The organism is Pusillimonas sp. (assembly GCF_035515275.1).
In the GTDB taxonomy this organism is placed as follows: Bacteria; Pseudomonadota; Gammaproteobacteria; order Burkholderiales; family Burkholderiaceae_B; genus Pusillimonas.
Map to the genome: position 1 here is coordinate 1 of NZ_DATJBQ010000176.1, position 23,316 is coordinate 23,316.

A 23,316-nucleotide genomic window follows, 5' to 3' on the forward strand; every position below is an offset into this window, starting at 1 on the left:
GTTGTTGTTGTTGTTGTTGTTGTTGTGTTTGTTTAAAGCCGGTCGCGGCGGTCGCCTTTGGCAAAACCCATAAGGGGAACATCAATGCCTTTGCCAACGGCCATGACCTTGAAGAGTTCACCCATTTCTGCTTCGGAAAGCAGTTTTTGAACCGGGCCGACTGCCTTGGCGTAGCCTGCCGCATCGTGCGGGTCGAGTCCGGTAAGTAGCTCGATCAGGCCGGCGTTCATCAGGAAACGGGCTTGCGACGTGTATCCCAGGACACTAAGGCCGCCTTGCAATGCGGCGTCGGCCATGGCGGTGAAGTCGACGTGAGTGGTGATGTCTTGCAGGCCGGGGTAGAGCAGGGGGTCGGCGTGGGCGTGATGGCGAAAGTGACACATCAAAGTGCCCTCGGCGCGTTGCGGGTGATAGAACTCGCGCTGCGGGAATCCGTAGTCGATAAACAGTGCGACGCCTTGCGTGAGCCAGGCGCCCAGTTGCCGTATCCAGGTCTCGGCCTGCACATTGATTTCGGAATGGTAGCCGGGTAGGGGCGGCATGCGTTCGGCCACCAGGCTTTGCAGCGATGCGTCGGCCGGTCTTTCGGCCATGACAAAATGGGGCGTCGTGCTGTTGTCGGCAGATTGGGCGCCGCCTTCAAGGCCCACACCCAGTTCCAGTACCTTGCCGTCGTCGCCCCAGCGAAACAGCGTGGCGGGCATGGCGTCTAGCACTTCATTGGCAATAATGCAGCCTTTGAAGTCGGTGGGCAGGGTTTGCAGCCATTGCACGTCGGCCCGTACGCCGGTCAGGCGTTGACGCTGGCGCTCGCGAAGCTCGCCCGAGACCTCAAGTATTTTGTAGCGCGGGCGAATGTCCAGCGCGTTCAGCGCCGGGATGAGCGCTGCAGCCAGGGCTCCGGTACCGGCGCCCACCTCAAGCACGGTTCGCGAACCGCTTGCGGACAGTATCTGAGCCACCTGGCCTGCCAGGGCCTGGCCGAACAACGGGGTCAGCTCGGGGGCGGTGGTGAAATCGCCTTCGGGGGTCTTGCCACCAAACTTGGCGCTGCCGGCCACGTAATAGCCCAGGCCGGGTGCGTATAAGGTGTGATGCATCCATTCTTCAAATGGCATGAAGCCGTCGTCGGAATTTTTGATGCGATAAGCCAGATACTCTTGCATGGCCCGCAAGTGCGAGGCCGCGTCGGCGTCCAGTGCGGGAAGCCCTGTGGGGGCGGTGTGTCGTGCCGTAGTCATCGGTCGTATGCCTTTTTGCCGTTGGTGCCTTGAGCAGATTCGGGTGACCGCCCCTTGCGTTTTAGTACGCGCAGCGCATGCACCATGGAAGCGAAGAACGAGGCCAGCAAGGCAACCATCGCTGCAACCAGGAAGTTTCCGAAGATGATCCACAGGGGAACCACCAGCAGGGCGGCCAACAACATGGGCCGATTGACGAGTTCTTTCATGGGGCGGTCAAGGCGTATTCAGCATTTCAACCCTTAGTATAGAGGGAAGGACGAAACGCTTTGTTCCGCTTTGTCCGGGCCGCGCCGTAAAGGTTAAAACGCCTGGGGCGCCATCTTTAAAAGATGACGCCCCAGGCGTTTTTTTGAAAGCGACTTTGGTGGTCTGTGGCGGTTCAGCCACTGCGACACGACGCTTGGCCGGCGCCGGGCGTTTGCCGGCGACCGGGCCAATGTTTAGGCAAAATCGCGTCGGCTGCCCGCGCTTTTGCTGCGAGCGGCAGGCTTGTCGCCGAAGCTGGGGCGAGCGCTGCGGCCGCTAAACCCCCCGGCTTTTGCAGCCGGCTTGCCATGCTTGGCGGCTGGGCGGTCGCCGAACGAAGCGCGTGCGCCGCGCGGCGCATCACCGAAGCCCGGGCGATCGGCGCGAGCGCCGAAGGGCTTGGACGACGACTGTTCGCCCTGGCCCTTGTAGCCGCCCCGTTCGTCGCGGGTCTTGTAGCTGCGGTTGTCCCGATCGGCGTAGCCCGTAGGACGGCTGGTCGAGCCGGCACGGTCGTCGAAGCGGCGGGCGGGTCGATCGCCGTCGGCGCGGCTGTCGTAGGCAGGCTTGTCGTCGAAGCGAGGCTTGCCCGCACCGCCGGCACGTTCTTCAAACGGCTTGCCTGCATAGCGGGCCTTGTCGCCAAAGCTGCCGCCGGCCTTGCGACCTTCCCCTGGGCGGCCTTGACCCGGCTTGCCGCCGAAGCCGCCGCGACCGCCTTCAAAGCGTTTGCCGCCCTTGCCCTTGCGCTCGGTGTAAGTGGGGCGCGCGGTCTTGGTGGGCTCCAGGCCTTCGATCACGTTCGATGGAATAGGCTGGCCGATGAAGTGTTCGATACGGCGGATCTTGTGACGTTCGGAGTGCGTGGCCAAGGTAAAGGCCAGGCCGCTGTTGCCTGCGCGTCCGGTACGCCCGATACGGTGGGTGTAGTCTTCGGGCTGCATGGGCAGGTCGTAGTTGATGGCATGGCTGATGCCTTGCACGTCGATGCCGCGCGCGGCCACGTCGGTGGCCACCAGAATTTGCACGCGACGCTTTTGCATCAGGCCCAAAGTGCGGGTGCGCTGGCGCTGGTTCATGTCGCCATGCAGCGATGCTGCCGAGAAGCCCTGGTCGGTCAGGCGAACGGCCAGATCGTCGGCGCCGCGCTTGGTCGAGGTGAACACAATGGCCTGATCCAGGTTGGTGTCGCGCAGCAGGTGATCAAGCAGGCGCAGCTTGTGGCCGGCGTCGTCGGCGTACAGCAGGCTTTGCGTAATGTTGTCGTGCTTTTGCTTGTGGCCCGAAACCTCGATGCGCAGGGGCTCGTTCAGCATGTCGCGGGCAAGACGCGCAATGGTACCGTCCAAAGTGGCCGAGAACAGCAGCGTCTGGCGACTTGCAGGCGTCGCGGCGACAATGGTTTCGATGTCTTCGATGAAGCCCATGTCAAGCATGCGGTCGGCTTCGTCCAGCACCAGGGTGTGTACGGTCGACAGGTTCACGCGACGTGCCTGAAGGTGGTCGATCAGGCGTCCGGGGGTGGCAACCAGTACATCAACGCGGCGCGAAAGCGCCTTCAGCTGGGCACCGTAGGGCATGCCGCCGACCACGACTGCAATACGCAGGTCGGGAATATGGGCGCCATAGGCTTTGGTGGCGTCGGCCACTTGCATGGCCAGTTCGCGCGTGGGGGTCAGTACCAGCACTTGAACGCCGCTGCCTTTGTTGGCGGGCGTCTTTGCGATGCGGTTAAGCGCGGGCAACATGAAGGCGGCGGTTTTACCGCTGCCGGTTTGTGCCGACACCATCAGGTCCTGGCCGGCCAATGCTTTTGGAATGGCAGCTTCTTGTACGGGTGTGGGGGTGGTGAAGCCTGTTTTAACAATCGCAGACAACAGTTTGGGTTCGAGACCCAGGGTTTCGAAAGACATGCGTATCCTTTGCCGAAATAACGGCATACACGTAGCGGGGGGCAATGAAAGTGAGCCCGGAGCGCTGGTTGATTGGAGCATCGTGCCGACCGAATCAACCTAAAGTGCAGCGTTTGTTTGGATACGCAGCGAAAGGCTCGGGGGTCAGGGAGCGATGGCGTTCGACATGGGTGCTGAGGGTTCAGTCAACTGCTAGCGACAGCAAGGTGCTGTATGAGAATGTCGACGCGTTGAAAATGCAGTGCCCAGATTATATACGCTTTGGGCATTCGGGGTAACCCTTATTTGCTTGCGTTGCAATTTTGCTGCAAAGCGGCCCAATAAGCGGGCAGCAGCTCTGCAATGCGAGCCTTGTGCTGGGTCCATGCCATGGCCTGGGCGTGCGACCGCGCAGGGGCCGCCGCCCAGATGGCTTCGGGAAAGTGGCTGTCGTTGATCCAGCGCGGCACAACATGCCAGTGCAAATGGGGCACCATGTTGCCAAACTGGGCCAGATTGACCTTGTCGGGTTCCAGGACCTGGCGCTGGGTTTGCTCGACCTGCCAGACGGCGGCCATGAAGGTGTTACGTTCGGGCACCGAAAGCTGGGTCATTTCGGAAACGTGCTTGTTCCAGACGACGCGGGTAAAGCCCGGGTGTGCGTCTTCGACGGCAATGATGCGCAGCGTGTCGTTGCGCCAAACGACGCGGCCGCCGTTTTCGTGGCACAGGGGGCAAGGGGGGCTTTGCTTATCCATGGTCAACCCTTTACGTTCATGGCGTTTTCAAGCGCCGTAACAATATGCTCAAGTACGGTCACGCGGGCATGACGCTTGTCGTTGGCCGGCACAACGTGCCAGGGGCATTCGGGCGTGCTGGTGCGTTCGAACATTTCTTCGGCGGCTACTTCGTAGGCGTCCCATTGCTTTCGGTTCCGCCAGTCTTCGGGGGTGATTTTGAACGACTTGAAGGTTGATGTCTCGCGTTCGCGAAAACGGGCGAGCTGCTCGTCTTTGGTTACCGCCAGCCAGAACTTGAGCACCACTGCCCCACTGTCGATCAGCTGCGACTCGAATTGGTTGATCTCTTCGTAGGCGCGCTGCCATTCGGCCTGCGAGACATATTGTTCGACACGTTCCACCAGTACTCGCCCATACCACGAGCGATCAAAAATAACGATGCGGCCGGGCCGGGGCAGGCGGCGCCAGAAGCGCCACAAATAAGGGTGGGCGTGCTCTTCGTCGGTGGGTGCCGAAATAGGAACGGCGCGGAACTGGCGTGGGTCAAGCGCATGGGTAATACGCCGTATGGCTCCGCCCTTGCCCGCGGCGTCAGGGCCTTCAAAAACCAGCACCAGGGGTATTTTTTCGAACGCCTTGTTGCGCGCCAGCCGGGCCAGGCGCCCTTGCCATTGGGGCAGTTGGGCGTCGTATTTGTCGTCGCTGAGCTTAAGGCTGTAGTCAAGCTTTGCAAGCACAGAGTGCCCGTTTCCGGCGGCGTTGGGCGAGGGCAATACCAGCGGGCCAATCGGCTCGATTCGCCGCTTGCGCAAGGCGTTGAGCACGGCGCGCCCGGTGCTGATGTCGCGCAGCTGTTCGTCGGCGGCAGGAATAACCACCCAAGGCGCGTGCGCTTCGCTGGTAAGCGACAAGGTCAGCTCGGCGGCATCGCGCAGCCTGGAAAATTTTTTATTGACCTTGAGGTCTTCGGGTCTGACCTGCCAGGCGGTGTCCGGGTCGGCGAGCAGTTTCTGGGTGCGTTTGTTCTGGGCCTCTTGCGAAAGGTGGTACCAAAGCTTCAGCACCTGAACGTTGTTCTGGGCCAAGGTGGTTTCGAACTGACGTATGGATCTGGACAGCGCCTGTATTTTCTTTTGGTCGGGGTTTTTACTTGCCGCCTCGGCCAGCATATCGGTATACCAAGAGCCAAACACAATGCCGGTGCGACCCTTGGCCGGCAGGCGCCGCCAGTAGCGCCACAAGAAGGGCCGGTCTTTATCGCATTGGGCCGGCTCGCCAAATGCCAGCGTCTGAATATGACGGGCGTCCATCCACTCGTTCAACAACGCGATGGAAGCGCCTTTTCCGACCCCGTCAATGCCGGCAATGACGATCAGCAATGCGTGGCGCGACTGCTTCAATTGCGAGTACTGCGCCTTGAGCAGGTCAGTGCGCAATTGCTCTTCAATGGCGGTGGCTTCTTCTTTGGTCAGCCCCGGGTCGGATTCGGCGAATGTAAACATGGCGGGCTTCAGGCTTAAAAGAAGAGCTCTTGCAATGCCTGGCCGGGCTCTTGGGCCCGCATGAAGCGCTCGCCGACCAAAAAGGCTTGTACGCCATGCGAGCGCATCAGGTCGACGTCTTCGCGCGTCAGTATGGCGCTTTCGGTGACCACGCGTTTACCCTCAGGAATAAGCGGCAGCATGTCGATGGTGTTCTGCAGCGAGATTTCGAAGGTGCGCAGGTTGCGGTTGTTGATACCCAGCAGCGGGGTCTTCAGTTGCAGCGCAATATCGAGCTCGTCGCGGTCGTGAACCTCGACCAGTACGTCCATGTCCAGCTCCATCGCCAGGCTTTCAAGCTCTTTGAGCTGGTTCAGGCCCAGCGCCGCCACGATCAGCAGCACGCAGTCGGCGCCCAGTGCGCGGGCGTGAGCGATTTGATAAGGGTCGATCATGAAGTCTTTACGCAGTACCGGCAGCGAGCAGGCCGCGCGCGCCTGGCGCAGGTAGTCGTACGAGCCCTGAAAAAACTGGACATCGGTAAGGACCGACAAGCAGGCCGCCCCGTGGGCTGCGTACGACGACGCGATTTCGGCCGGGTTGAAGTTTTCGCGGATCACACCTTTTGAGGGCGAGGCTTTTTTTATCTCGGCAATAACGCCCGGTTTGCCCTGGGCAATTTTTTCTTCTATGGCACGGATGAAGCCCCGCACATCTTTGCGGCTCTTGGCTTCACGCAGTACGTCAGCTTCGCTGCGCATCTGGCGTGCCGAGGTGACCTCGGTTTTTTTTGTAGCGAGGATTTTTTCCAGTATGTCGTTCATCGGTTTCTCCGTGTGTTCCCACGGCCGGGCGGAAGGCTCCGGCTGGGTGAGGCACCTTAAGATTTGAATTGATTGGTGTAGGCTGCGAATTGTTCGAGTTTGGAGCGAGCCGCGCCGCTGGCCATGGCTTCAAACGCCATATTCAGGCCTTCGCGAATAGAGCCGGCCTTGTTGCCGGCGTAGATGGCCAAACCGGCATTCAGGCCTACGATATCACGAGCCGCGCCCGGAACGTTATCGAGTGCTTCTTTTATCAGGGCGGCCGATTCCTCGCGGTTTTCGACCTTCAGTGCACGGTTCGAGGCCATCGACATGCCGAAGTCCTCGGGGTGGATCTCGTACTCGCTGACTGTGTTGTCTTTCAGCTCGCCCACAATGGTGGGTGCGCCCAGTGAGGCCTCGTCCATGCCGTCTTTGCCGTGCACGATCAGCACGTGCTTGGAACCCAGGCGTTGCAGCACCCGTACCTGGATGCCGACCAGATCAGAGTGGAACACGCCCATCAACTGGTTCGAGGCATTGGCCGGGTTGGTCAGCGGGCCCAAAATATTGAAGATGGTCTTGACGCCCAGCTCTTTGCGCAGCGACGCCACGTTTTTCATGGCGCCGTGGTGGGCGGGTGCGAACATGAAGCCGATACCGGTCTGCTCGATGCATTCGTTGATCTGCTCGGGCGAAAGATCAATGTTGATGCCCAGCGCCTCGACCACGTCGGCGCTGCCCGACGACGACGAGGCGCTGCGACCGCCGTGCTTGGCAATTTTGACGCCGGCCGCTGCGGCCACGAACATGGCGGCGGTGGAAATATTGAAGGTCTTGGTGCCGTCGCCACCGGTGCCGCACATATCCAGCAGCTCGTCGGGGTTGGGGGTATTGACCTGCAGGGCGAACTCGCGCATTACCTGAGCTGCCGCGGTAATTTCGCCGATGGTTTCTTTTTTGACGCGCAGCCCCATGATCAGCGCGGCGGCAATTTGCGGCGACATTTCGCCGCGCATCAGCAGGCGCATCAGGTGCAGCATTTCTTCGTGGAAGATCTCTCGGTGTTCTATGCAGCGCGCCAGGGCGTCGGAGGGGGTAATGGGCATGGTGGTTCCTTTAAGTTTGAATCGTTATTCAGTTTGTTCGGTTTTGGCAATGGGGCGCATTTCAGATTGACAGAAAGTTGCGCAGCAGGGCGTGGCCGTGTTCGCTTAATACAGATTCGGGGTGAAACTGCACCCCGTGCACCGGCAAGTGCGTGTGGCGAACGCCCATGATTTCGCCGTCGTCGCTTTCGGCGGTGATTTCCAGGCAGTCGGGCAGCGACTCGCGCTCAATGGCCAGTGAGTGATACCGCGTAATGGTGTAGGGCGAGGGCAGGCCCTTGAATACGTCTTGGCCGTTGTGGGTAATGGGCGAGGTCTTGCCGTGCATTTGCTTGCCGGCGCGCACCACGCGGCCACCAAAAGCTGCACCGATGGCCTGGTGCCCCAGGCATACGCCCAGAATCGGTGTTTTGCCGGCAAAAGCCTGGATCAAGTCAATGGAAATACCCGCTTCGGCCGGCGAGCAGGGGCCGGGCGAGACGCAGATGCGGTCGGGTTGCAGTTGGGTAATGGCTTCGATGCTGGTCTGGTCGTTGCGCAGCACGGTCACGTCGGCGCCCAGTTCGCCGAAGTATTGAACGAGGTTGTAAGTGAACGAGTCGTAGTTATCGAGCATCAGCAATTTCATGGTCGGGCCTTGATTCAATGTGGGTGGGCATGGGCTTCGTCGCGGCGGCAGGCAGTGGCCGGCGCAAGGCGGATGTGGCCGAACAGAAGGCCAAAGCGCGTGCATAAGCGGGAATCAAGTCCGGGCGCCATCGCGTCGCATGGGCAAGGCAAGCCGAGCCGAACCACGGCGTACGCAAAACGGGTGCGTGGCGGGTTGCGAGTGCGATGGGGGGGTGTGACATGGGTGGGGCTCCTGTTTAGAGCCGCCGTGCCGGGGTGCGTTGTTGCCTGACTGAAACTTGCCGACCGGTACGGCGGCAAGTTGCGGTTCGTAACCGCGACGACATGCCGCTTCTTAAAAGAAGCGCCACCAAATGGTGTTGCGGCAGGTCGAGAACAAAGGTGTCATGGCTGGTGAATAATTTGCCCCGGGCGAACATGCCCTGGGGCTGGCCGTAAGTTTACACGATGCCGTTCAAAGTCGTCCAGTGCCGGCCCTGCCATCAGGCGGTGGCCGTATTGCTTTCTTGCACCAGCCGCCCAATGTAAGCCAGGGCTTCGTCAACCTGGTCGATCAGAATCAGGCATAGATCGCCGTCTTCCAGGCCGTTCAGGCCGGCGTCTATGGCCGGGAACTCACCCCATATTTCGCTGATGTCGCGCGTGCGACGGGCGCTTGCCAGGCCTTGTTTCAGCAGGGCCATCACCTCGCCGTCGGCGCGCCCGCGCCCGCATTGGTCTTCGTACAGCACCACCCGGTCGAAGGCATCACCCAGAATTTCCGTCTGGCGGCGCAGGTCCTGGTCGCGCCGGTCGCCGGGCCCGCTGATGACCACGGTGCGCCGGCGGGCCGGTAGTGCTTCAACCGCGCGTACCAGCGCTTGCATGGCGTCGGGGTTGTGGCCGTAGTCGACAATAATTTCTGCGCCGCGCAGACGAAAGCGATTGAAGCGACCGGGTGCCGTGCCTGCGTCGCTGACGAAATCGCTGAGGCGTTCGCGTACGTTGTCCCAGGGCAGACCCAAAGCCCAGGCTGCGCCGACGGCGGCCATGACGTTCTCCACCTGAAAGGGCAGGCGTCCGTTGTCGGTCAGGGGTACGTTTGCCAAGGGCAGCCGTACGTGCGTCTGTTCTTGCGCGGCGACAATGTCATGGCCGTCACGGTATATGACCTTCAGGCCCTGAGCATGGTGCGCGGCCACGACCGGATGCTGGCGGTCGTGAGCAAAGAAAATGACTGGGGCCTGACAACAGGCGGCCATGGGGACCACATGCGGGTCCATGGCATTAAGCACCGCAGCGCCGCTTGGCGCCACGTTCTCGACAATGACCCGTTTGACCACCGCCAGGTCTTCAACGGTGCTGATGTAATTAAGGCCCAGGTGGTCGCCCACGCCGATGTTGGTCACCACGGCTACGTCGCAGCGGTCAAAGCCAAGGCCTTCACGCAAGATGCCGCCACGCGCCGTTTCAAACACGGCGGCGTCGACGTCGGGGTGCATCAGCACGTTGCGCGCGCTACGAGGCCCACTGCAGTCGCCGGTGTCGATACGGCGGTTGCCTATATAGACGCCGTCAGAGTTGGTCATGCCCACGGTATGGCCGCCCGCGCCCATCAGGTGGGCTATCAGGCGTACTGTGGTGGTTTTGCCATTGGTGCCCGCCACAGCGGCAACGGGTATGCGGCCGTCGTCGCCGGGTTCGAATAGTGTCGAGATAATGGCTTCGCCGACCGGTCGGCCTTTTCCGAACGACGGTGCAAGATGCATGCGTAGCCCCGGTGCGGCATTCACTTCGACGATGCCACCGCCCTGATCCTCGAGCGGGCGAATCACCGTATCGGCGACGACGTCCACGCCGCACACGTCCAGCCCTACGGCCTTGGCGGCCGCCACGGCGCGTGCGGCAAACTCAGGATGAACGTCGTCGGTGACGTCGGTGGCGGTGCCCCCGGTACTTAGGTTGGCGTTGTTGCGCAATACCACGCGTGCGCCCGGCACCGGTACCGATTCGGGGGTATAGCCATGCTTGGCCAGAGTGGCCAGCGCAATCTCGTCAAGCCGTATTTTGGTCAGCGACGTGCCATGGCCCTCGCCCCGCCTGGGGTCCAGGTTTATTTCATCGACCAGTTCGCGGATGCTGTGCTTGCCGTCGCCGTTGACGCTGGGTGGATCGCGGCGCGCGGCCGCCACCACCATGTCGCCCACGACCAGCAGACGAAAGTCATGCCCGGGGAAATAGCGCTCCACAATGATGTCATCGCGGTGGCTTGCGGCAACGCGATAGGCTTCTGCAATCTGTTCTTGCGACGAAATATTGACTGCCACGCCTTTACCCTGGTTGCCGTCTCGGGGCTTGAGCACGACAGGTGTGCCGATTTCCTGCGCGGCCGCCCAGGCATCGTCGGCATCTTTTACCGGCCGGCCCAGCGGAACCGGCACGCCGGCAGCGTGCAGCAAGCGTTTGGTCAATACTTTGTCTTGCGCAATAGCTTCGGCGATCGCGCTGGTCTGGCTGGTTTCAGCCGCCTGAATGCGGCGCTGGCGGCGGCCCCAGCCGAACTGGATCAGGCTGCCGCTGGTCAGTCTGCGAAACGGGATGCCGCGCGCCACGGCGGCCTGAACAATGGCACCTGTGCTGGGGCCCAGCCGTTCGGATTCGTCCAGCTCGGCCAGTTCGCGTAGCGCGTCGGCCAGATCGAACGGCGTGTCGTCGAGCGCGGCGGCTATCAGGCGGCACGCCAGCGCAAACGCATGGCGCCCTACGGCCTCTTCGCCATATTCGACCACGACTTGGTAAATGCCCGCTTCGACCGTGGGAACGCAGCGCGAGAAGGTGACAGCGCAGCCTGCGTGCAATTGCAAGGCCAGCGTCGTGGCGCTTAGCGCGCAGGCAAGCGGCACGGCCCGGTCATGGCCGGCCGGCTGAAGCCCGCCTATTGCCGGAAACCGCGCGCGCAGGCGGTCTTCGAAGCCCGGCAGGCCGGCAATGTCGTATTCCGGCGGGGTGCAGGACACGATGGCCTCGAGCGCCGTGCGACGGCTCCATAGGTTAGGCCCACGCAGGGCCCTGATGCGAGAAACGTCCATGATTGAGGTCTTGAAAGATGATCGGGCTAAGCGCAGGGCTTCAGTTTGTGGTGACCAGCGCCGGATGCGGCGCACCTTGTGTTTCGAGGCCGGCGCGCAGCGCGGCCGGCGACAGCCCCAGGGCCCAGCCGGCCCCGATGGCTGCCAACGTCTGTTCAAGGGTGCGCGCCATGCGGGCATCGTGCGCAACGGAGTCGGCCGGCAGCAATGGGGTGCGTACGCTGCCGGCGGCCAGGGTGATCCAGCCATTGGCCACGAACACGGCTCGCCGGCCCAGGGCAAGGTGTTCTGCAATGGTCGGTGCTGTTTCGCTAAGGCCGAACAGAAAGACCTCGCCATCGCATAAATCGGCCAGCCCGGCCACGGTTGGGTCTGCGCCGTTCAGCACGGCGGCGCCCTCGCGCAGCACCACGTCCACCTGCGTGCGCACGACCTTAACCAGTTGCTCAAGCGTTTCAATCGACAGATCGGGAAAGGTCTGTGCGGGGTCAAGGTCGGTGACCACGCCGACCTGGCAGCGGTCGTAGGCCAGGCCCTCGGTAAGTATCATGCGGTTGCCGTTTTCGAATACGGCGGCGTCCACGGTGCGATGCCGCAGCACGCGCTGGGCGGGCTCCCAGTGGGCAGCGTCGCCGCGCTCGAGTGCGCGGCCGTCCATGTACAGGCCGGTGCTGCAGGCCAGGCCGACGCGCAAGCCGTTAAGCTGCAACAAGTGGGCCACAAGACGGGCCACTGCCGTCTTGCCATGGCTGCCGGCAACGCCTACAACGGGAATACGACCCTGGTCGCCGTTGGGGAACAGGTGTTCGACAATGGCCTGACCGACCGGTCGCGCCTGGCCTTCGGCCGGACGCAGGTGCATCAGCAGGCCCGGCCCCGCGTTTACTTCGACCAGGGCGCCGCCCTGCTCTTCAAGCGGGCGCGAAATGTCGCGCGTGACCAAGTCGATGCCCGCAATGTCCAGGCCTACGATACGCGCGGCCAGGCACACGTGCTCTGCCACGCTGGGGTGCACCAGATCGGTGACGTCAAAGGCGACGTTGCCGTTGCGCTGGATAAGCACCCGGGTGCCTTCGGGCGGCACCGAGTCGCTATGAAAGCCCTGGCTTGAAAGCTCGAGCCGTGCCGCTGAGTCGATACGTACCGGGTTCAACGGGTGGTTTTCGGTGGAGCCGCGCCTCGGGTCACTGTTCAGCTGTTGGTCGATCAATTGAGAAATACTCGATACGCCGTCGCCGACCACCCAGGCCTCCATGCCCCGGGCTGCGGCGACCATGCGCCCGCCGACCACCAGCAGCCGGTGCTCAAGCCCCAGAATGAAGCGCTCGACGATGACATCGCTGCCTTCTTCGCAGGCCACGTCGAAGGCCGTGTAAACGGCCTGTTCGGTGCTCAGGTCGGTAAACACACCGCGACCGTGGTTGCCGTCCAGCGGTTTGACGACCACCGGCAGGCCGATGTCTTGTGCGGCTTCCCAGGCTTGCTCGCGGCTGGTCACCACAACGCCTTCGGGCACCGGAACGCCGCAAGTCTGCAGTAACTGGCGGGTAAGGTCTTTATCGCGTGAGATGCTTTCGGCAATGGCGCCGGTGCGGTTGGTTTCGGCGGTCCAGATGCGTTGCTGGCGCGCGCCGTAACCCAACTGAACCAGGTTGCTGTCTTCGCACAGGCGAATCGCCGGGACAAGGCGTTCTTCAGCGGCGGTGACGATGCAGGCGGTGCTGGGCCCCAGGTAGTGCCGCTCGACAAGGTCGCGCAAGTGATCGACGGCGCCTTGAACATCGAAAGGGCGATCTTCAATGGCCGCCATGACCAGGTCACGCGCGGCATGCAACGCCGCGTGCGTCACCTTCTCGTGGTAGGCGCTGACCACCACGCGGTATACGCCGGTCTGCGACATCTCGCGCGCCTTGCCAAAGCCGCCTGGAAGGCCGGCCAGGTTCTGCAGCTCGAGGGTGACGTGCTCGAGTATGTGGGCCGGCCAGGTTCCGTCTTGCAGTCGACGCAGGAAGCCCCCGCGCTCGCCGTAGCTGCATCGATGTTCGACCAGCGTCGGCAGCCAGCTTTCAAGGCGCTGTGCAAAGCCGGGTATCAGGTTGGAAGGAAATTCTTCCAGTTCACCGATATCGACCCAGGCTTCGAGCACCGGTGGATATGTCCAGATGTTGGGGCCACGCAACGACAGCACATCGACAATATCGATGTATTTTTTTTTCATGGAAGTACGCAGAAGGCTAGGCGAAAATGGAAGAATATTGAAAGCTGCGTGGTGGTCGCGAACGCAACGCCCAACGCGTAAACAGCATATCCTATAAACTGCGCGCCTATATGGTTCCTATACGTTTTCCCCTGTGTGGAAACTACAAAAAAACAACATCGGGCTGCTTAGGCCGGGCTTCGCTGACAATTTCCTGAATACTTTCTATACAGCACTCCATGGTTGCACCACTGCCCGATGATGTTCGGACCGCCCTGCACGACCGTCTGGCGACCGGCGAAACGATTGTTGCCTGGGCCAGGCTCGATCTTGACAGCGGCTTGCGCTTTGCCGAAGGCGTGTTGGTACTGACCAGCTTGCGCCTGTTGGCCCGCCAGGCTGACGAGTGGCGGGAATGGCGGCTGTCGCCCGACCTGGTGCTGGTCAGTCGTGACCACGCAGGCGTTGCCACCCTTGAGCTGTGCGATGGTACGCAGCGGCTCCAGGCCTGGCACCACACTCTGGCGTCGGCTCGTTCCATGGGTCGTTTGGCCGAGCAGTTTTCCAAGCTTACGGCGGGGCAGGCGCCCCTGGCCGAACTTGAGTCGTATCCGCAAGAGGCCGGCGCCGCGTCGGCCAAGCCCCAGACGCCGCCTGCCTGGGCCCTGTTGCGGCTGTGGCGGTTTGCCCGGCCGTATCGGGTGCAGCTGTTTGTGGGGTTTGCGCTGACGGTGCTTGCCACGGCGGCCACGCTGGTGCCGCCCTACCTGACCATGCCGCTGATGGACGAGGTGCTGATTCCTTTTCAGAACGGTGTGCCGATTGATTATGGCAAGGCAACCGGCTATTTGGTGGGCCTGCTGGCCGCGGCCGTGCTGGCCTGGGTGCTGGGGTGGGCGCATACCTATCTTCTGGCGCGCGTCAGCGAACGTATCGGCGCCGATCTGCGCAATACGGCTTACTCGCACTTGCAGCATTTGTCGCTGGAATACTTTGGCGGCAAACGCACCGGCGATTTGATCTCGCGTGTGGGTGCCGAGACCGACCGCATCTGTCTGTTCCTGTCGTTGCATCTGCTGGAGTTCGCCTCGAACGTGCTGATGATCACCATGACAGCGGGCATTCTGTTCTATATCGACCCCTGGCTTGCCCTGGCCACCCTGGTACCGCTGCCTTTCATCGCCTGGATGATTCAGTCGGTGCGCGACAAGCTGCGATTTGGCTTCGAGAAAGCCGACCGCGTGTGGTCGGAAATTACCAGTGTGCTGGCCGACACCATACCCGGCATACGGGTGGTCAAGGCCTTTGCGCAAGAGCAGCGCGAGATCGGCCGCTTTCGCGAAGCCAACCGGCGCAACCTGGTTATCAACGATCGGGTCAACCGGGTCTGGGCCCTGTTTTCGCCCAGCGTCACCCTGGCCACTGAGGTGGGGCTGCTGGTGGTTTGGGTGTTCGGCATCTGGTTGATCGCCGGGCACCAGATCTCGGTGGGCGTGCTGGCGGCGTTCTTGTCGTACATAGGTCGGTTCTACCTGAGGCTTGATTCCATGAGCCGCTTTGTGTCGGTCATGCAAAAGGCGGCTGCGGGCGCAAAACGTATCTTCGATATTCTTGATCGCGTGTCAAGCGTGCCGCAGGCAAGCAACCCCGTGCAGCCGGGCCGCATTCAGGGGCGCATAGAAATCAGGCGGGCCGGGTTTCGGTACGGCAACCGACAAGTTATTCAGGGCCTGAACCTGGATATTGAACCGGGCGAAATGATAGGTCTTGTCGGGCACAGCGGCTCGGGCAAAAGCACCTTGCTGAACTTGATCTGCCGTTTTTACGATGTGTCTCAAGGCAGCATCAAGGTGGACGGCACCGACCTGCGCAGGCTGGATATCGAAGCCTATCGGCGCAATATTGGGGTGGTGTTGCAAGAGCCGTTTTTATTCTTTGGCACCATTGCCGAAAACATAGCCTACGGCAAGCCCGATGCAAGCCGTGCGCAAATCGTTGCGGCGGCCCGAGCCGCTCATGCACACGAGTTCATTCTGCGTTTGCCTCAGGGCTACGATTCGCTGGTGGGTGAACGCGGGCAGGCATTGTCGGGGGGCGAGCGCCAGCGCATTTCCATCGCACGCGCCTTGCTGATCGACCCGCGCATTCTCATTCTGGATGAGGCCACTTCTTCGGTAGACACGGCTACCGAGAAAGAAATACAGAAGGCGCTTGATAATCTCGTGCGTGGGCGCACCACTATTGCGGTGGCGCATCGGCTCAGCACCTTGCGTAAGGCCGACCGCCTGGTGGTGCTTGAGCGCGGCAAAGTAATAGAACAGGGTTCGCACGACGCGCTTATCGCGGCCCAAGGTGCTTATTTCAGGTTGCACCAGGCCCAGGCACGAGGCGAGACCGAGACGCCGTCTTCAGAAGAAGAAACCTGGAGCGAGGAAGACGAAACATGAATGCTTCGAAAACTTTATCTGCGGCCTTGCCCGACTGGTCGCTTGAGCACGACCCCTTTGGCCGTCTGATGCTCGTACGCCCCGGGCGTAGTGCTTGCGAAGTGACGCCGGTCAGGGCGTTCCCTATCGAGGCCCCCGACGAGGGCGTTGCGCTGGTCGATGTATTTGGGCACGAACAAGTGTGGATAGAGCGGCTGGGCGACCTGCCCGGGCCGTTGCTTGCGCAAGTGAGTGCGGCGCTGTCGAGCCGAGACTTCATGCCGGTCATCGAGTCGATTACGGCGGTGTCTAGCGTGGCCACACCGTCTGACTGGACAGTGCACACCGACCGGGGAACCTGCTTGCTGCGCCTGCGCAGCGAGCAGGATATTCGCCGTCTGCCCGACAAGCGCCTGCTTATTTCAGACGCCGACGGCCTGCATTACCTGATCCGCGACCCGGCGGCCCTGGATAGGGCCAGCCGCCGGATGCTTGATCACTTTCTTTAGAGCCTTACTCTTTGCCCGGGTCTTTGAAGTCGGCAATTTTGTCGAACTCGACGTTCTGCAGCTTGCCGTCCACGTTCTTGACTTCACGAATATAGACGTTCTGGATAATGTCGCGGGTTTCCGGGTCAATCTGCACGGGGCCGCGCGGGCTTTCCCATTGGGTGCCCTTGACCGCTTCGATGAAGACGTCGCCGCCGGCGTCGCCGTTGGTGCGAGCAAGCACGTCATAGATCAAGTGCATGCCGTCGTAGCCTGCCACCGACATGAAGTTGGGGCGTTTTTGTGGGTAGGCCTTGTAATACGACCGCACGTAATCCTGGTTCAATTGTGTATCGTGCGCCTCGGCGTAATGCATCGAGCTGATTACGCCCACGGCGGGTTCGCCCATGGCATCCAGCACGTCTTCATCGGTCAGGTCGCCGGTGGCGATCAGCTTGATGCCTGCCTCGGCCAGGCCGCGGTCTTTGTAACCCTTAAGGAAGGCCACGCCTTGTTCGCCGGCCGGCACAAACAAAAATACGGCGTCGGCTTTCGAGTCTTTGACCCGCTGCAAGAACGGTGAGAAATCGGGGTTTTGTACGGGGGTACGTACTTCGCCCACGATTTCTCCGCCGGCCTCGGTAAAGGTCTTGATGAACTGCTTCTCGGCGTCGTGTCCGGGGCCAAAGTCGGCAACCACGGTGTAGGCGCGCTTGATGCCGTTCTTGGCGGCCCAGGTTGCGATCGGCGCCGTAGTTTGCGGCAACGCCATGGATACACGCACGATGTACGGCGATTTGGTGGTGATCGACGAAGTGGCGGCGTTCATGACAATGGCCGGCACCTTGGCCTGTGTTGCCAGGGGGGCCACGGCAAAGGCCGAAGGGGTCAGGCCAAAGCCGGCCAGAATGTCCACTTTGTCCTGAACGATCAGTTCCTGGGCGGCGCGGCGGCTGATCTCAGGTGCCACACCCGTGTCGTCCTTCACGATCAGCTGAACCTTGCGGTCGCCGATGGTGTCGCCGTGCTTTTCCAAATACAGCTTTGCGCCGTTCAGAATCTGCTGGCCATAGGCTGAAAATGGCCCTGACATGGGCAGAATCATGCCGATTTTCAGGTCGGCCGCATGGCCCACCGAGGCAAAGCTTAGTGCCGCGGCAACGGCGCCGAGTTGAAAACGTTGCTTGAGTTTCATTTCAAATGCTCCTCGAATGTTAGACACGGCGGAACATCCGGCGCGTGCAAAGTGGTTGTGGCCGGTAACGGGGCGCACGGGTGTCGTCTTGCTTTAATTGGTAAGCAAGCCTGACTTTTTGCTAAACGGTAAAGGAGCCTGACTAATTTGTCAAGAAAGCTTGGCCGTTTGTGGATGAAGTCAGGCCGGAATCGGATGGCGTGCCCACCTTGGTCTGGGTACTGTGTGTCTTAAGAGGCGGGCGCTTTTCAAACCCTTGTCCGCCAAGTGAATATTTGCCGCCAAGGAGAAATCTATGTCTACCGTTGTATACGACGCCTATCGCGAAGAAGTGGCCGGCCGGGCCAATGTACAGGACACGCCCGAACTGGTGGACTACTACCGCGAACTGGAAAGCCTGGGAACCGCTGCGCTTTGGACGGTGGCCAACAAGATCGAGCCCTGGCAGCCCAAGTCGCAATCGGTGCCGATGGTATGGCGCTACCGCGAGCTGCGCGAACATGTATTGCGTTCGGTGTCGCTGGTTACGCCCGAGCAGGCGGGACGCCGGGTTATTTACCTGGACAACCCCGGCCGTCGCGACGTGGCTGCCGCAGTGGGCTGGCTGTATTCGGGCTTGCAGGTCATGCATCCGGGCGAGGCCGCTTCGGCGCACTGGCATTCGTCGTCCGCCCTGCGCTTCATCATGGAAGGCAAAGGGGCCTACACCATTGTCAATGGTCACAAGCTAAGCTTGGGCGCGAACGACTTTGTCATTACCCCCAACGGCTGTTGGCACGAACACGGCGTGGCCGAAGACGGGCTGCCCTGCATCTGGCAAGACGGGCTGGACATTCCATTGGCCAACGCCATGGAGGCGGGGTTCTTTGGTGTGCATCCCGACCTGCACCAGGCGGTGGGCCATCCGGTGAATGATTCCGTGGGCATCTGGGGGGCACCCGGCTTGCGTCCGCAGAACGACAAGTGGGGCCAGCCGTATTCGCCGCTGTTCAAGTACGAGTGGGTGCCCACTTACGAAGCCTTGCTTAACTACTCGAAAGTGTCGGACGGCAACGACTACGATTGCCTGCTCATGAACTACACCAACCCGGCCACGGGCGGGCACGTGATGCAGACCATGGGTGCCAGCATGCAAATGCTGCGTCCGGGCTTCAAAGGCAAGGCGCATCGCCATACCGGCAGCTTCTTGTACCAGGTGGCCAAGGGCAGCGGGTATTCCGTTATCAACGGTCGGCGCTACGACTGGCAAGAGCACGATATTTTCTGCGTGCCTTCGTGGGCCTGGCATGAACACGTGAACACGTCAGCCACTGACGATGCTTGCCTGTTTTGCTTTAACGACCTGCCGGCCATTGAAGCCATGGGCTTTTACCGCGAAGAAGCCCTGGCCGACAACGGCGGCCACCAGCCCGTGGCCTGACCAACGCGCTGCTGCACAGGGTCCGGGTGTAAGGCGCCCGGTCCTTGGCCCGGGCCCGGCCCCGCATGTCGGCGCAGGGCCCGGGCCGTTTTTCGTCAATTGGCTTGTCTAGAGTCCCGCGCGTTTATACTAGGTAATAGGTTCTGTACTGAGTAATCAGTGATAGGCGCGGGAGGCTGAACATGACCCACTCGATGAAGGGTTGGACCCGGACACTGCTCGGGCGTCATGCGCTTCTGACATCGGAGGATGTCGACGAAGTGCGCACCCGTATTGCCGAATTGCTGAACGATCACGTACTTGAGCCGCGCGGGTCAACGCTGGCCGCCCGACTCCATGGTGTAAAGGCCGATGCGCTTAGCCTGTGGATGCTTGAGTACGGCGACGCCGTTCGTGTTGAAGAGACGCGCCCGGGCGGTGACTTTCTGCTGGTGCAATTGCCTCTGGCCGGCATGGTCGAGGTCGAGTGCGACGAAGGAACATGGCGGGTCGAGCCAGGACAAGGCCTGATCTTGCCGTCAACGGTGCATCATCGGCTTAATTGGGAAGCCGGCGCCACGCAGATCATTCTTAAAGTGCCGCTTAACCGCCTGGCGCTTGAATACGCCGGCCTGACAGGCGCCAACCCGCGCGAACCGCTGCGCTTTAATCGTTCAGTTTCTTTAACTGCCACCGACGGCGAGCAATGGAGCGCACTGATGCGCTACTTCTGTGAACAGGTTGCGCACCCTTCGGCCACCAGCGGGCTGAAAATACGCTTGGCGGAAGCGGCGTTGATGCGCCATTTGCTGTGCGCCCAATCGCTGTCATTGCACGAGCGCCATTTGGGCCTGGAGGCCGAACAGGCGCCGCGGCGCTTGCAACGCGCGCGCGAGTATATCGAGGCGCATTTGCAAGACGACATTTCGTTGGCGGACATTGCCCAATACAGCGGCACCAGCGAACGAAGCCTGTCGCGCATGTGCCGGCTGCAGTACGGCGCCAGCCCCATGCAGTTGCTTCGCGAACTGCGCCTGGATCGAATCCGGCTCGAGCTGGCCAACCCTCGGGCCGACACCCAGGTGTCGGAAGTTGCCATGCGCTGGGGGTATACGCACCTGGGGCGCTTTGCCGCTGCGTACCGGCAACGCTTTGGCGAAGCGCCCAGCCAGACGCTGGAAACAAGCCGGGCGCGGCACCGGCAGGCCCGGCCCGAAAGCAGCCGGCGGTTACCCGTGAGCGCTACGGCTGTCTGAAGGTGCTTGCGCGCGGTCGTTCATGCCGTAGTCGCGGGTGACGCCGGCGATGCGCAGGCGATAGTCCGTGAAGACGCCGCCGCGCCCGGCTTGCTGGGCCTGGCGATGAGCTTCGGTATTGCGCCATTGGCTCACAGCCTTTTCATCACGCCAGAACGACAGCGACAAAATCTTGCCCGGATCACTGAGGCTTTGGAATCGCTCAATTGACAAGAAGCCGTCGATTTCTTGTAATTGCGGCCGCAATTGCGCGGCGATGTCCAGATACGTTTGCTTGCGGTCGGGGTGCGGTACGACTTCAAAGATAACGGCGATCATGCTGGTTCCTTGCAGACGAGGGACCGGGTGAGCTGTGGTCTCAGCCTGTACCGGTAATGATTTTCATGGTTTCAGGGTGGTCGGCGGCTTGGTCAAGCGTGCCATGAAACACGATCTCGCCACGCTCAATGACATAGATGCGATCTGCAAAACTTGGCAGATGGTAGAAATTGGATTCGGCCAGCAGCACCGAGCGTCCCTGACCAAGAATTTCGCGCAGGCCGTCGCTGATTGTGGGCAGGATGGCCGGAGAAAGCCCCTCGAAGGCTTCGTCCAGAATAAGCATTTCTGGATCCAGGGCGATAGCCCGGGCGATTGAGACCATTTTGCGCTCGCCTCCGGACAGCTGTTGCCCGCCCCGATGCAAGTATTGCCTGAGCTTGGGGAATATGTTGTAGGCGACCTCAATTCGGTCATTGGCCGACTTGCCTGTTTTACGGGTCCAGGTGGGCAGGGCGATATTGTCTTCGACAGTAAGGTCGCCGAACACGTCGCTGCCCTCGGGCGTATAACCCAGGCCCAGGTCGGCCATGGCGTAGGTGGGCAGGCCGTTCAGGGGTTTGGACTTCCATCGAATGTCGCCGCTGTCGAGCTTTTGATAACCCATGATGCTGCGAAGCGTGGTGGTCTTGCCCGCGCCGTTGCGGCCGACCAGGCAGACCAGCTCGCCGGGCTGTACAGAAAGCGAGATCTCGCGCAGAACCTGGTTGCCCAGTAACGTGACCGAAATTTTGTTGAGTTCAAGAGACATTCAGCAGCTTCCTTCAGTGGCTGGCTTTGCCGACTACGATAGACAAGACCTCTTCGTTCTGAAAGAACTCTGCGGCGGGAGAATCGGCGATCTTGGCACCGTCTTGCATGGCGATGATGCGGGTCGAGTAACGAGAGACCAAGTCCATGTCGTGCTCGACGAGCATAATCGCGCCGACGTTCATTTTTTTAGCGGCGGCCAGCAGCGTCTCCATGATGCCGTACTTGTCGGCGGTGGAAACGCCAGCGGTGGGCTCGTCCAGCAGCAGAACCTTGGGGTGCAGGGCCAGGGCGCTGGCCACGTCCAGCAGTTTGCGTTTGCCGTGCGGCAACGCCGACGAAAGCACATCAAGCGAAGTGTGAAGGCCGAACGCCCGCGCGATGTCTTCAACAATTGTCTGAACTGCATTGTTGCGGCGGAAATTCTGCAGCATGCGCCAGCGCAGCCCGGAGTACGAGCCGGCCGCTACAGAGAGCGTTTCGCGCACCGTCAGGTCGGGGAAGATGTTGACCAGCTGAAACGCTCTGGCCAAGCCCTGCGTGGATAGTTTGACGATGTCGTTGTCGGCCAGTTTTTCGCCCAGGAAGCGGACCTCGCCCGTTGTGGGCACGAACAGCCCTGTCAGGGTGTTGACGAGCGTGGTCTTGCCGGCCCCGTTGGGGCCGACAATGGACACGACCTCGCCGTTGTTTACGCTAAGCGAGACATCGCGCAGGGCGATGAAATCGCCATAGCGCTTGGAAACGTTGCGTGCCTCAAGCAGTGGATCGCGCAGGGCGGCGCTGGGTTGCGTCCTCATGGGCTTTGGTCTCCTTTTGTTTGAATTTGATGCGGCGCAGTCCGCCAAGAATGCCGCCCGGAAGGACGATAACGATAATTGCGAGCGCAAGCCCGACAAAGAACCGCCAGTACTCGGTTTCGGCCATGAGCTGGTCTTGAACCAGGATCATGACCAGCGCACCCACGGCAGGCCCCAAGAATTGCTGGAAGCCGCCCAGAATCGTCATGAAGACCAGGTGTCCGGAATGCGTCCAGTAAGAGAGCTCGGGATCGGCAAGGCCGGTCAGCACCCCAAGCATGACGCCGCCTATGGCGCCATACACCGCCGAGATGACAAACGCCACGGTTCGCACCCAGCGCACCCTTACGCCCAGATACAGCGCTTTTACCGGATTATCGCGCGAGGCACTTAGGTGCAGCCCATATGGCGAACGCACCAGCCGCCACATCAGGTATCCCAGCAAGATCAGCAGAATCAGGCAATAGTAGTAAAAGGGGCCGGTCAGAAAGCCGATTTTGTTGTAGGCCTCTAGCTCCATTCCAAGCAATGTGGGCCGTGGCACGCGCATGCCGCTTTCGCCACCGGTAAGGTTGTAGAACTTGAACAAAATCGAGTGAAAGAGCATGCCGAACGAAAGGGTAAGCACTCCGAAGAAGATTCCCGTGAAGCGGCTGGCAATCAACGCCAAAGGTATCCCGATGCACAGCGCCGCCAGCACGGCGACGCCCAGCATCAGTTCGAATGACGCCACGCCCAGCACCGAATACGAGGTGGCGGCCGCATAGGCGCCCACCGCAACGAACATGGCGTGCCCGAACGATAGCTGCCCGCCGTAGCCGAACAGCAGATTAAGGCCGAACAAAATGATTGCGTAGGCGAAGAACGGAATGAGCACCGTTAAGAAGTAAGGGGGCATCACCATCGGGGCCACCGCCAGCGCCCCCAGAAAGACGACGATGAGAATTCTTGACATCATGCTGCGACCCTCCCGTATAGGCCTGATGGTTTCCAGATAAGCATGCCGATCACGATGAGGTAGATGGCCAGGGTGTCGACTTCGGGGTAGGTGAAAACCGCCAGGGTGCTGAGCAGGCCGACAATAATGGCGCCGACTGCGGCGCCTTTCATACTGCCCAGGCCGCCGATGACGACTACGGCAAACGCCTTGACGATGAGCTCGACGCCCATTTCAAGCGAGGCGACGCCGGTTGGAATGACCAGGGCGCCGCCCACGGTGCCCAGTGCCGTGCCCAAGGTAAACACCAGCAAAAACACCTTGGAAACATTAATGC

The 23,316-nt window shown here is 61.2% G+C and carries 18 protein-coding genes and 2 pseudogenes; 4 read left to right on the top strand and 16 right to left on the bottom strand.

Going from position 1 to position 23,316, the window contains the following annotated elements; all coding sequences use genetic code 11:
* Positions 1-32 precede the first annotated feature (32 nt).
* The 10 genes and pseudogenes from VL003_RS12620 to VL003_RS12665 all read right to left on the bottom strand — a co-directional run.
* Positions 33-1,241, bottom strand: a complete 1,209-nt coding sequence (locus VL003_RS12620; RefSeq protein ID WP_325443003.1) for a class I SAM-dependent methyltransferase — start codon at positions 1,239-1,241, stop codon at positions 33-35.
* Positions 1,238-1,450, bottom strand: coding sequence for a hypothetical protein (locus tag VL003_RS12625; RefSeq protein ID WP_325443005.1), 213 nt, complete (start codon positions 1,448-1,450; stop codon positions 1,238-1,240). The genes VL003_RS12620 and VL003_RS12625 overlap by 4 nt, the downstream gene beginning before the upstream one ends.
* Positions 1,451-1,684: 234 nt before the next feature.
* The gene (locus tag VL003_RS12630; RefSeq protein ID WP_325443007.1) at positions 1,685-3,403 is read right to left on the bottom strand and encodes a DEAD/DEAH box helicase; all 1,719 of its coding nucleotides are present in this window, start codon (positions 3,401-3,403) and stop codon (positions 1,685-1,687) included.
* Positions 3,404-3,684: 281 nt separating this feature from the next.
* A complete protein-coding gene (locus tag VL003_RS12635) occupies positions 3,685-4,140 on the bottom strand; it encodes an HIT family protein (protein ID WP_325443008.1) in 456 nt (151 codons plus the stop codon).
* 2 nt (positions 4,141-4,142) lie between these two features.
* Positions 4,143-5,624, bottom strand: a complete 1,482-nt coding sequence (gene pap, locus VL003_RS12640) for a polyphosphate:AMP phosphotransferase (protein ID WP_325443010.1) — start codon at positions 5,622-5,624, stop codon at positions 4,143-4,145.
* A 14-nt stretch (positions 5,625-5,638) separates the two neighbouring features.
* Positions 5,639-6,427, bottom strand: coding sequence for an indole-3-glycerol phosphate synthase TrpC (gene trpC / locus VL003_RS12645; protein ID WP_325443012.1), 789 nt, complete (start codon positions 6,425-6,427; stop codon positions 5,639-5,641).
* A 56-nt stretch (positions 6,428-6,483) separates the two neighbouring features.
* Positions 6,484-7,515, bottom strand: a complete 1,032-nt coding sequence (gene trpD, locus VL003_RS12650) for an anthranilate phosphoribosyltransferase (RefSeq protein ID WP_325443014.1) — start codon at positions 7,513-7,515, stop codon at positions 6,484-6,486.
* 61 nt (positions 7,516-7,576) lie between these two features.
* On the bottom strand, positions 7,577-8,143 hold the full coding sequence (locus VL003_RS12655; RefSeq protein WP_325443015.1) for an anthranilate synthase component II: 567 nt from the start codon (positions 8,141-8,143) through the stop codon (positions 7,577-7,579).
* Positions 8,144-8,627: 484 nt separating this feature from the next.
* A complete protein-coding gene (cphA, locus tag VL003_RS12660; RefSeq protein WP_325443017.1) occupies positions 8,628-11,213 on the bottom strand; it encodes a cyanophycin synthetase in 2,586 nt (861 codons plus the stop codon).
* Positions 11,214-11,292: 79 nt separating this feature from the next.
* Positions 11,293-13,431 (bottom strand): annotated as a pseudogene (locus tag VL003_RS12665) (cyanophycin synthetase); the annotation flags it as partial.
* Positions 13,432-13,649: 218 nt separating this feature from the next.
* Here VL003_RS12665 and VL003_RS12670 point away from each other — a divergent pair.
* Complete coding sequence (locus VL003_RS12670) at positions 13,650-15,857, top strand: cyanophycin metabolism-associated ABC transporter (protein WP_325443019.1); 2,208 nt, start codon at positions 13,650-13,652, stop codon at positions 15,855-15,857.
* The gene (locus VL003_RS12675; protein WP_325443021.1) at positions 15,854-16,345 is read left to right on the top strand and encodes a cyanophycin metabolism-associated DUF1854 family protein; all 492 of its coding nucleotides are present in this window, start codon (positions 15,854-15,856) and stop codon (positions 16,343-16,345) included. Before VL003_RS12670 ends, VL003_RS12675 begins: the two co-directional genes overlap by 4 nt.
* Before the next feature lie 4 nt (positions 16,346-16,349).
* Here VL003_RS12675 and VL003_RS12680 read toward each other — a convergent pair whose 3' ends face one another.
* Positions 16,350-17,519, bottom strand: coding sequence for an ABC transporter substrate-binding protein (locus tag VL003_RS12680; RefSeq protein ID WP_325443023.1), 1,170 nt, complete (start codon positions 17,517-17,519; stop codon positions 16,350-16,352).
* 295 nt (positions 17,520-17,814) lie between these two features.
* On the opposite strand from VL003_RS12680, the gene VL003_RS12685 reads away from it, so the two are divergent.
* Together VL003_RS12685 and VL003_RS12690 are read left to right on the top strand one after the other, a co-directional pair.
* On the top strand, positions 17,815-18,939 hold the full coding sequence (locus VL003_RS12685; protein ID WP_325443025.1) for a cupin domain-containing protein: 1,125 nt from the start codon (positions 17,815-17,817) through the stop codon (positions 18,937-18,939).
* Between the two features lie 194 nt (positions 18,940-19,133).
* Positions 19,134-20,039: pseudogene (locus tag VL003_RS12690) on the top strand (AraC family transcriptional regulator); the annotation flags it as partial.
* 108 nt (positions 20,040-20,147) lie between these two features.
* Here VL003_RS12690 and VL003_RS12695 read toward each other — a convergent pair.
* The 5 genes from VL003_RS12695 to VL003_RS12715 form a co-directional block, all read right to left on the bottom strand.
* Positions 20,148-20,492, bottom strand: coding sequence for an antibiotic biosynthesis monooxygenase family protein (locus tag VL003_RS12695; protein ID WP_325443029.1), 345 nt, complete (start codon positions 20,490-20,492; stop codon positions 20,148-20,150).
* Between the two features lie 40 nt (positions 20,493-20,532).
* Positions 20,533-21,243, bottom strand: coding sequence for an ABC transporter ATP-binding protein (locus VL003_RS12700; RefSeq protein WP_325443032.1), 711 nt, complete (start codon positions 21,241-21,243; stop codon positions 20,533-20,535).
* A 13-nt stretch (positions 21,244-21,256) separates the two neighbouring features.
* Positions 21,257-22,042, bottom strand: a complete 786-nt coding sequence (locus VL003_RS12705; protein ID WP_325443034.1) for an ABC transporter ATP-binding protein — start codon at positions 22,040-22,042, stop codon at positions 21,257-21,259.
* Positions 21,999-23,000, bottom strand: coding sequence for a branched-chain amino acid ABC transporter permease (locus VL003_RS12710; RefSeq protein ID WP_325443036.1), 1,002 nt, complete (start codon positions 22,998-23,000; stop codon positions 21,999-22,001). The genes VL003_RS12705 and VL003_RS12710 overlap by 44 nt, the downstream gene beginning before the upstream one ends.
* Positions 22,997-23,316: ABC transporter permease subunit (locus tag VL003_RS12715; RefSeq protein WP_414708305.1), on the bottom strand; the 320-nt coding region annotated here is incomplete at its 5' end. The genes VL003_RS12715 and VL003_RS12710, both read right to left, overlap by 4 nt.

Coding starts and splice junctions, on each gene's coding strand:
- VL003_RS12630 (WP_325443007.1), bottom strand. CDS start 3,403: ATGTCTTTCGAAACCCTGGGTCTCGAACCCAAACTGTTGTCTGCGATT.
- pap (WP_325443010.1), bottom strand. CDS start 5,624: ATGTTTACATTCGCCGAATCCGACCCGGGGCTGACCAAAGAAGAAGCC.
- VL003_RS12705 (WP_325443034.1), bottom strand. CDS start 22,042: ATGAGGACGCAACCCAGCGCCGCCCTGCGCGATCCACTGCTTGAGGCA.
- VL003_RS12710 (WP_325443036.1), bottom strand. CDS start 23,000: ATGATGTCAAGAATTCTCATCGTCGTCTTTCTGGGGGCGCTGGCGGTG.
- VL003_RS12670 (WP_325443019.1), top strand. CDS start 13,650: ATGGTTGCACCACTGCCCGATGATGTTCGGACCGCCCTGCACGACCGT.
- VL003_RS12700 (WP_325443032.1), bottom strand. CDS start 21,243: ATGTCTCTTGAACTCAACAAAATTTCGGTCACGTTACTGGGCAACCAG.
- trpC (WP_325443012.1), bottom strand. CDS start 6,427: ATGAACGACATACTGGAAAAAATCCTCGCTACAAAAAAAACCGAGGTC.
- VL003_RS12655 (WP_325443015.1), bottom strand. CDS start 8,143: ATGAAATTGCTGATGCTCGATAACTACGACTCGTTCACTTACAACCTC.
- VL003_RS12680 (WP_325443023.1), bottom strand. CDS start 17,519: ATGAAACTCAAGCAACGTTTTCAACTCGGCGCCGTTGCCGCGGCACTA.
- VL003_RS12685 (WP_325443025.1), top strand. CDS start 17,815: ATGTCTACCGTTGTATACGACGCCTATCGCGAAGAAGTGGCCGGCCGG.
- VL003_RS12675 (WP_325443021.1), top strand. CDS start 15,854: ATGAATGCTTCGAAAACTTTATCTGCGGCCTTGCCCGACTGGTCGCTT.
- trpD (WP_325443014.1), bottom strand. CDS start 7,515: ATGCCCATTACCCCCTCCGACGCCCTGGCGCGCTGCATAGAACACCGA.
- VL003_RS12620 (WP_325443003.1), bottom strand. CDS start 1,241: ATGACTACGGCACGACACACCGCCCCCACAGGGCTTCCCGCACTGGAC.
- VL003_RS12695 (WP_325443029.1), bottom strand. CDS start 20,492: ATGATCGCCGTTATCTTTGAAGTCGTACCGCACCCCGACCGCAAGCAA.
- cphA (WP_325443017.1), bottom strand. CDS start 11,213: ATGGACGTTTCTCGCATCAGGGCCCTGCGTGGGCCTAACCTATGGAGC.
- VL003_RS12625 (WP_325443005.1), bottom strand. CDS start 1,450: ATGAAAGAACTCGTCAATCGGCCCATGTTGTTGGCCGCCCTGCTGGTG.
- VL003_RS12635 (WP_325443008.1), bottom strand. CDS start 4,140: ATGGATAAGCAAAGCCCCCCTTGCCCCCTGTGCCACGAAAACGGCGGC.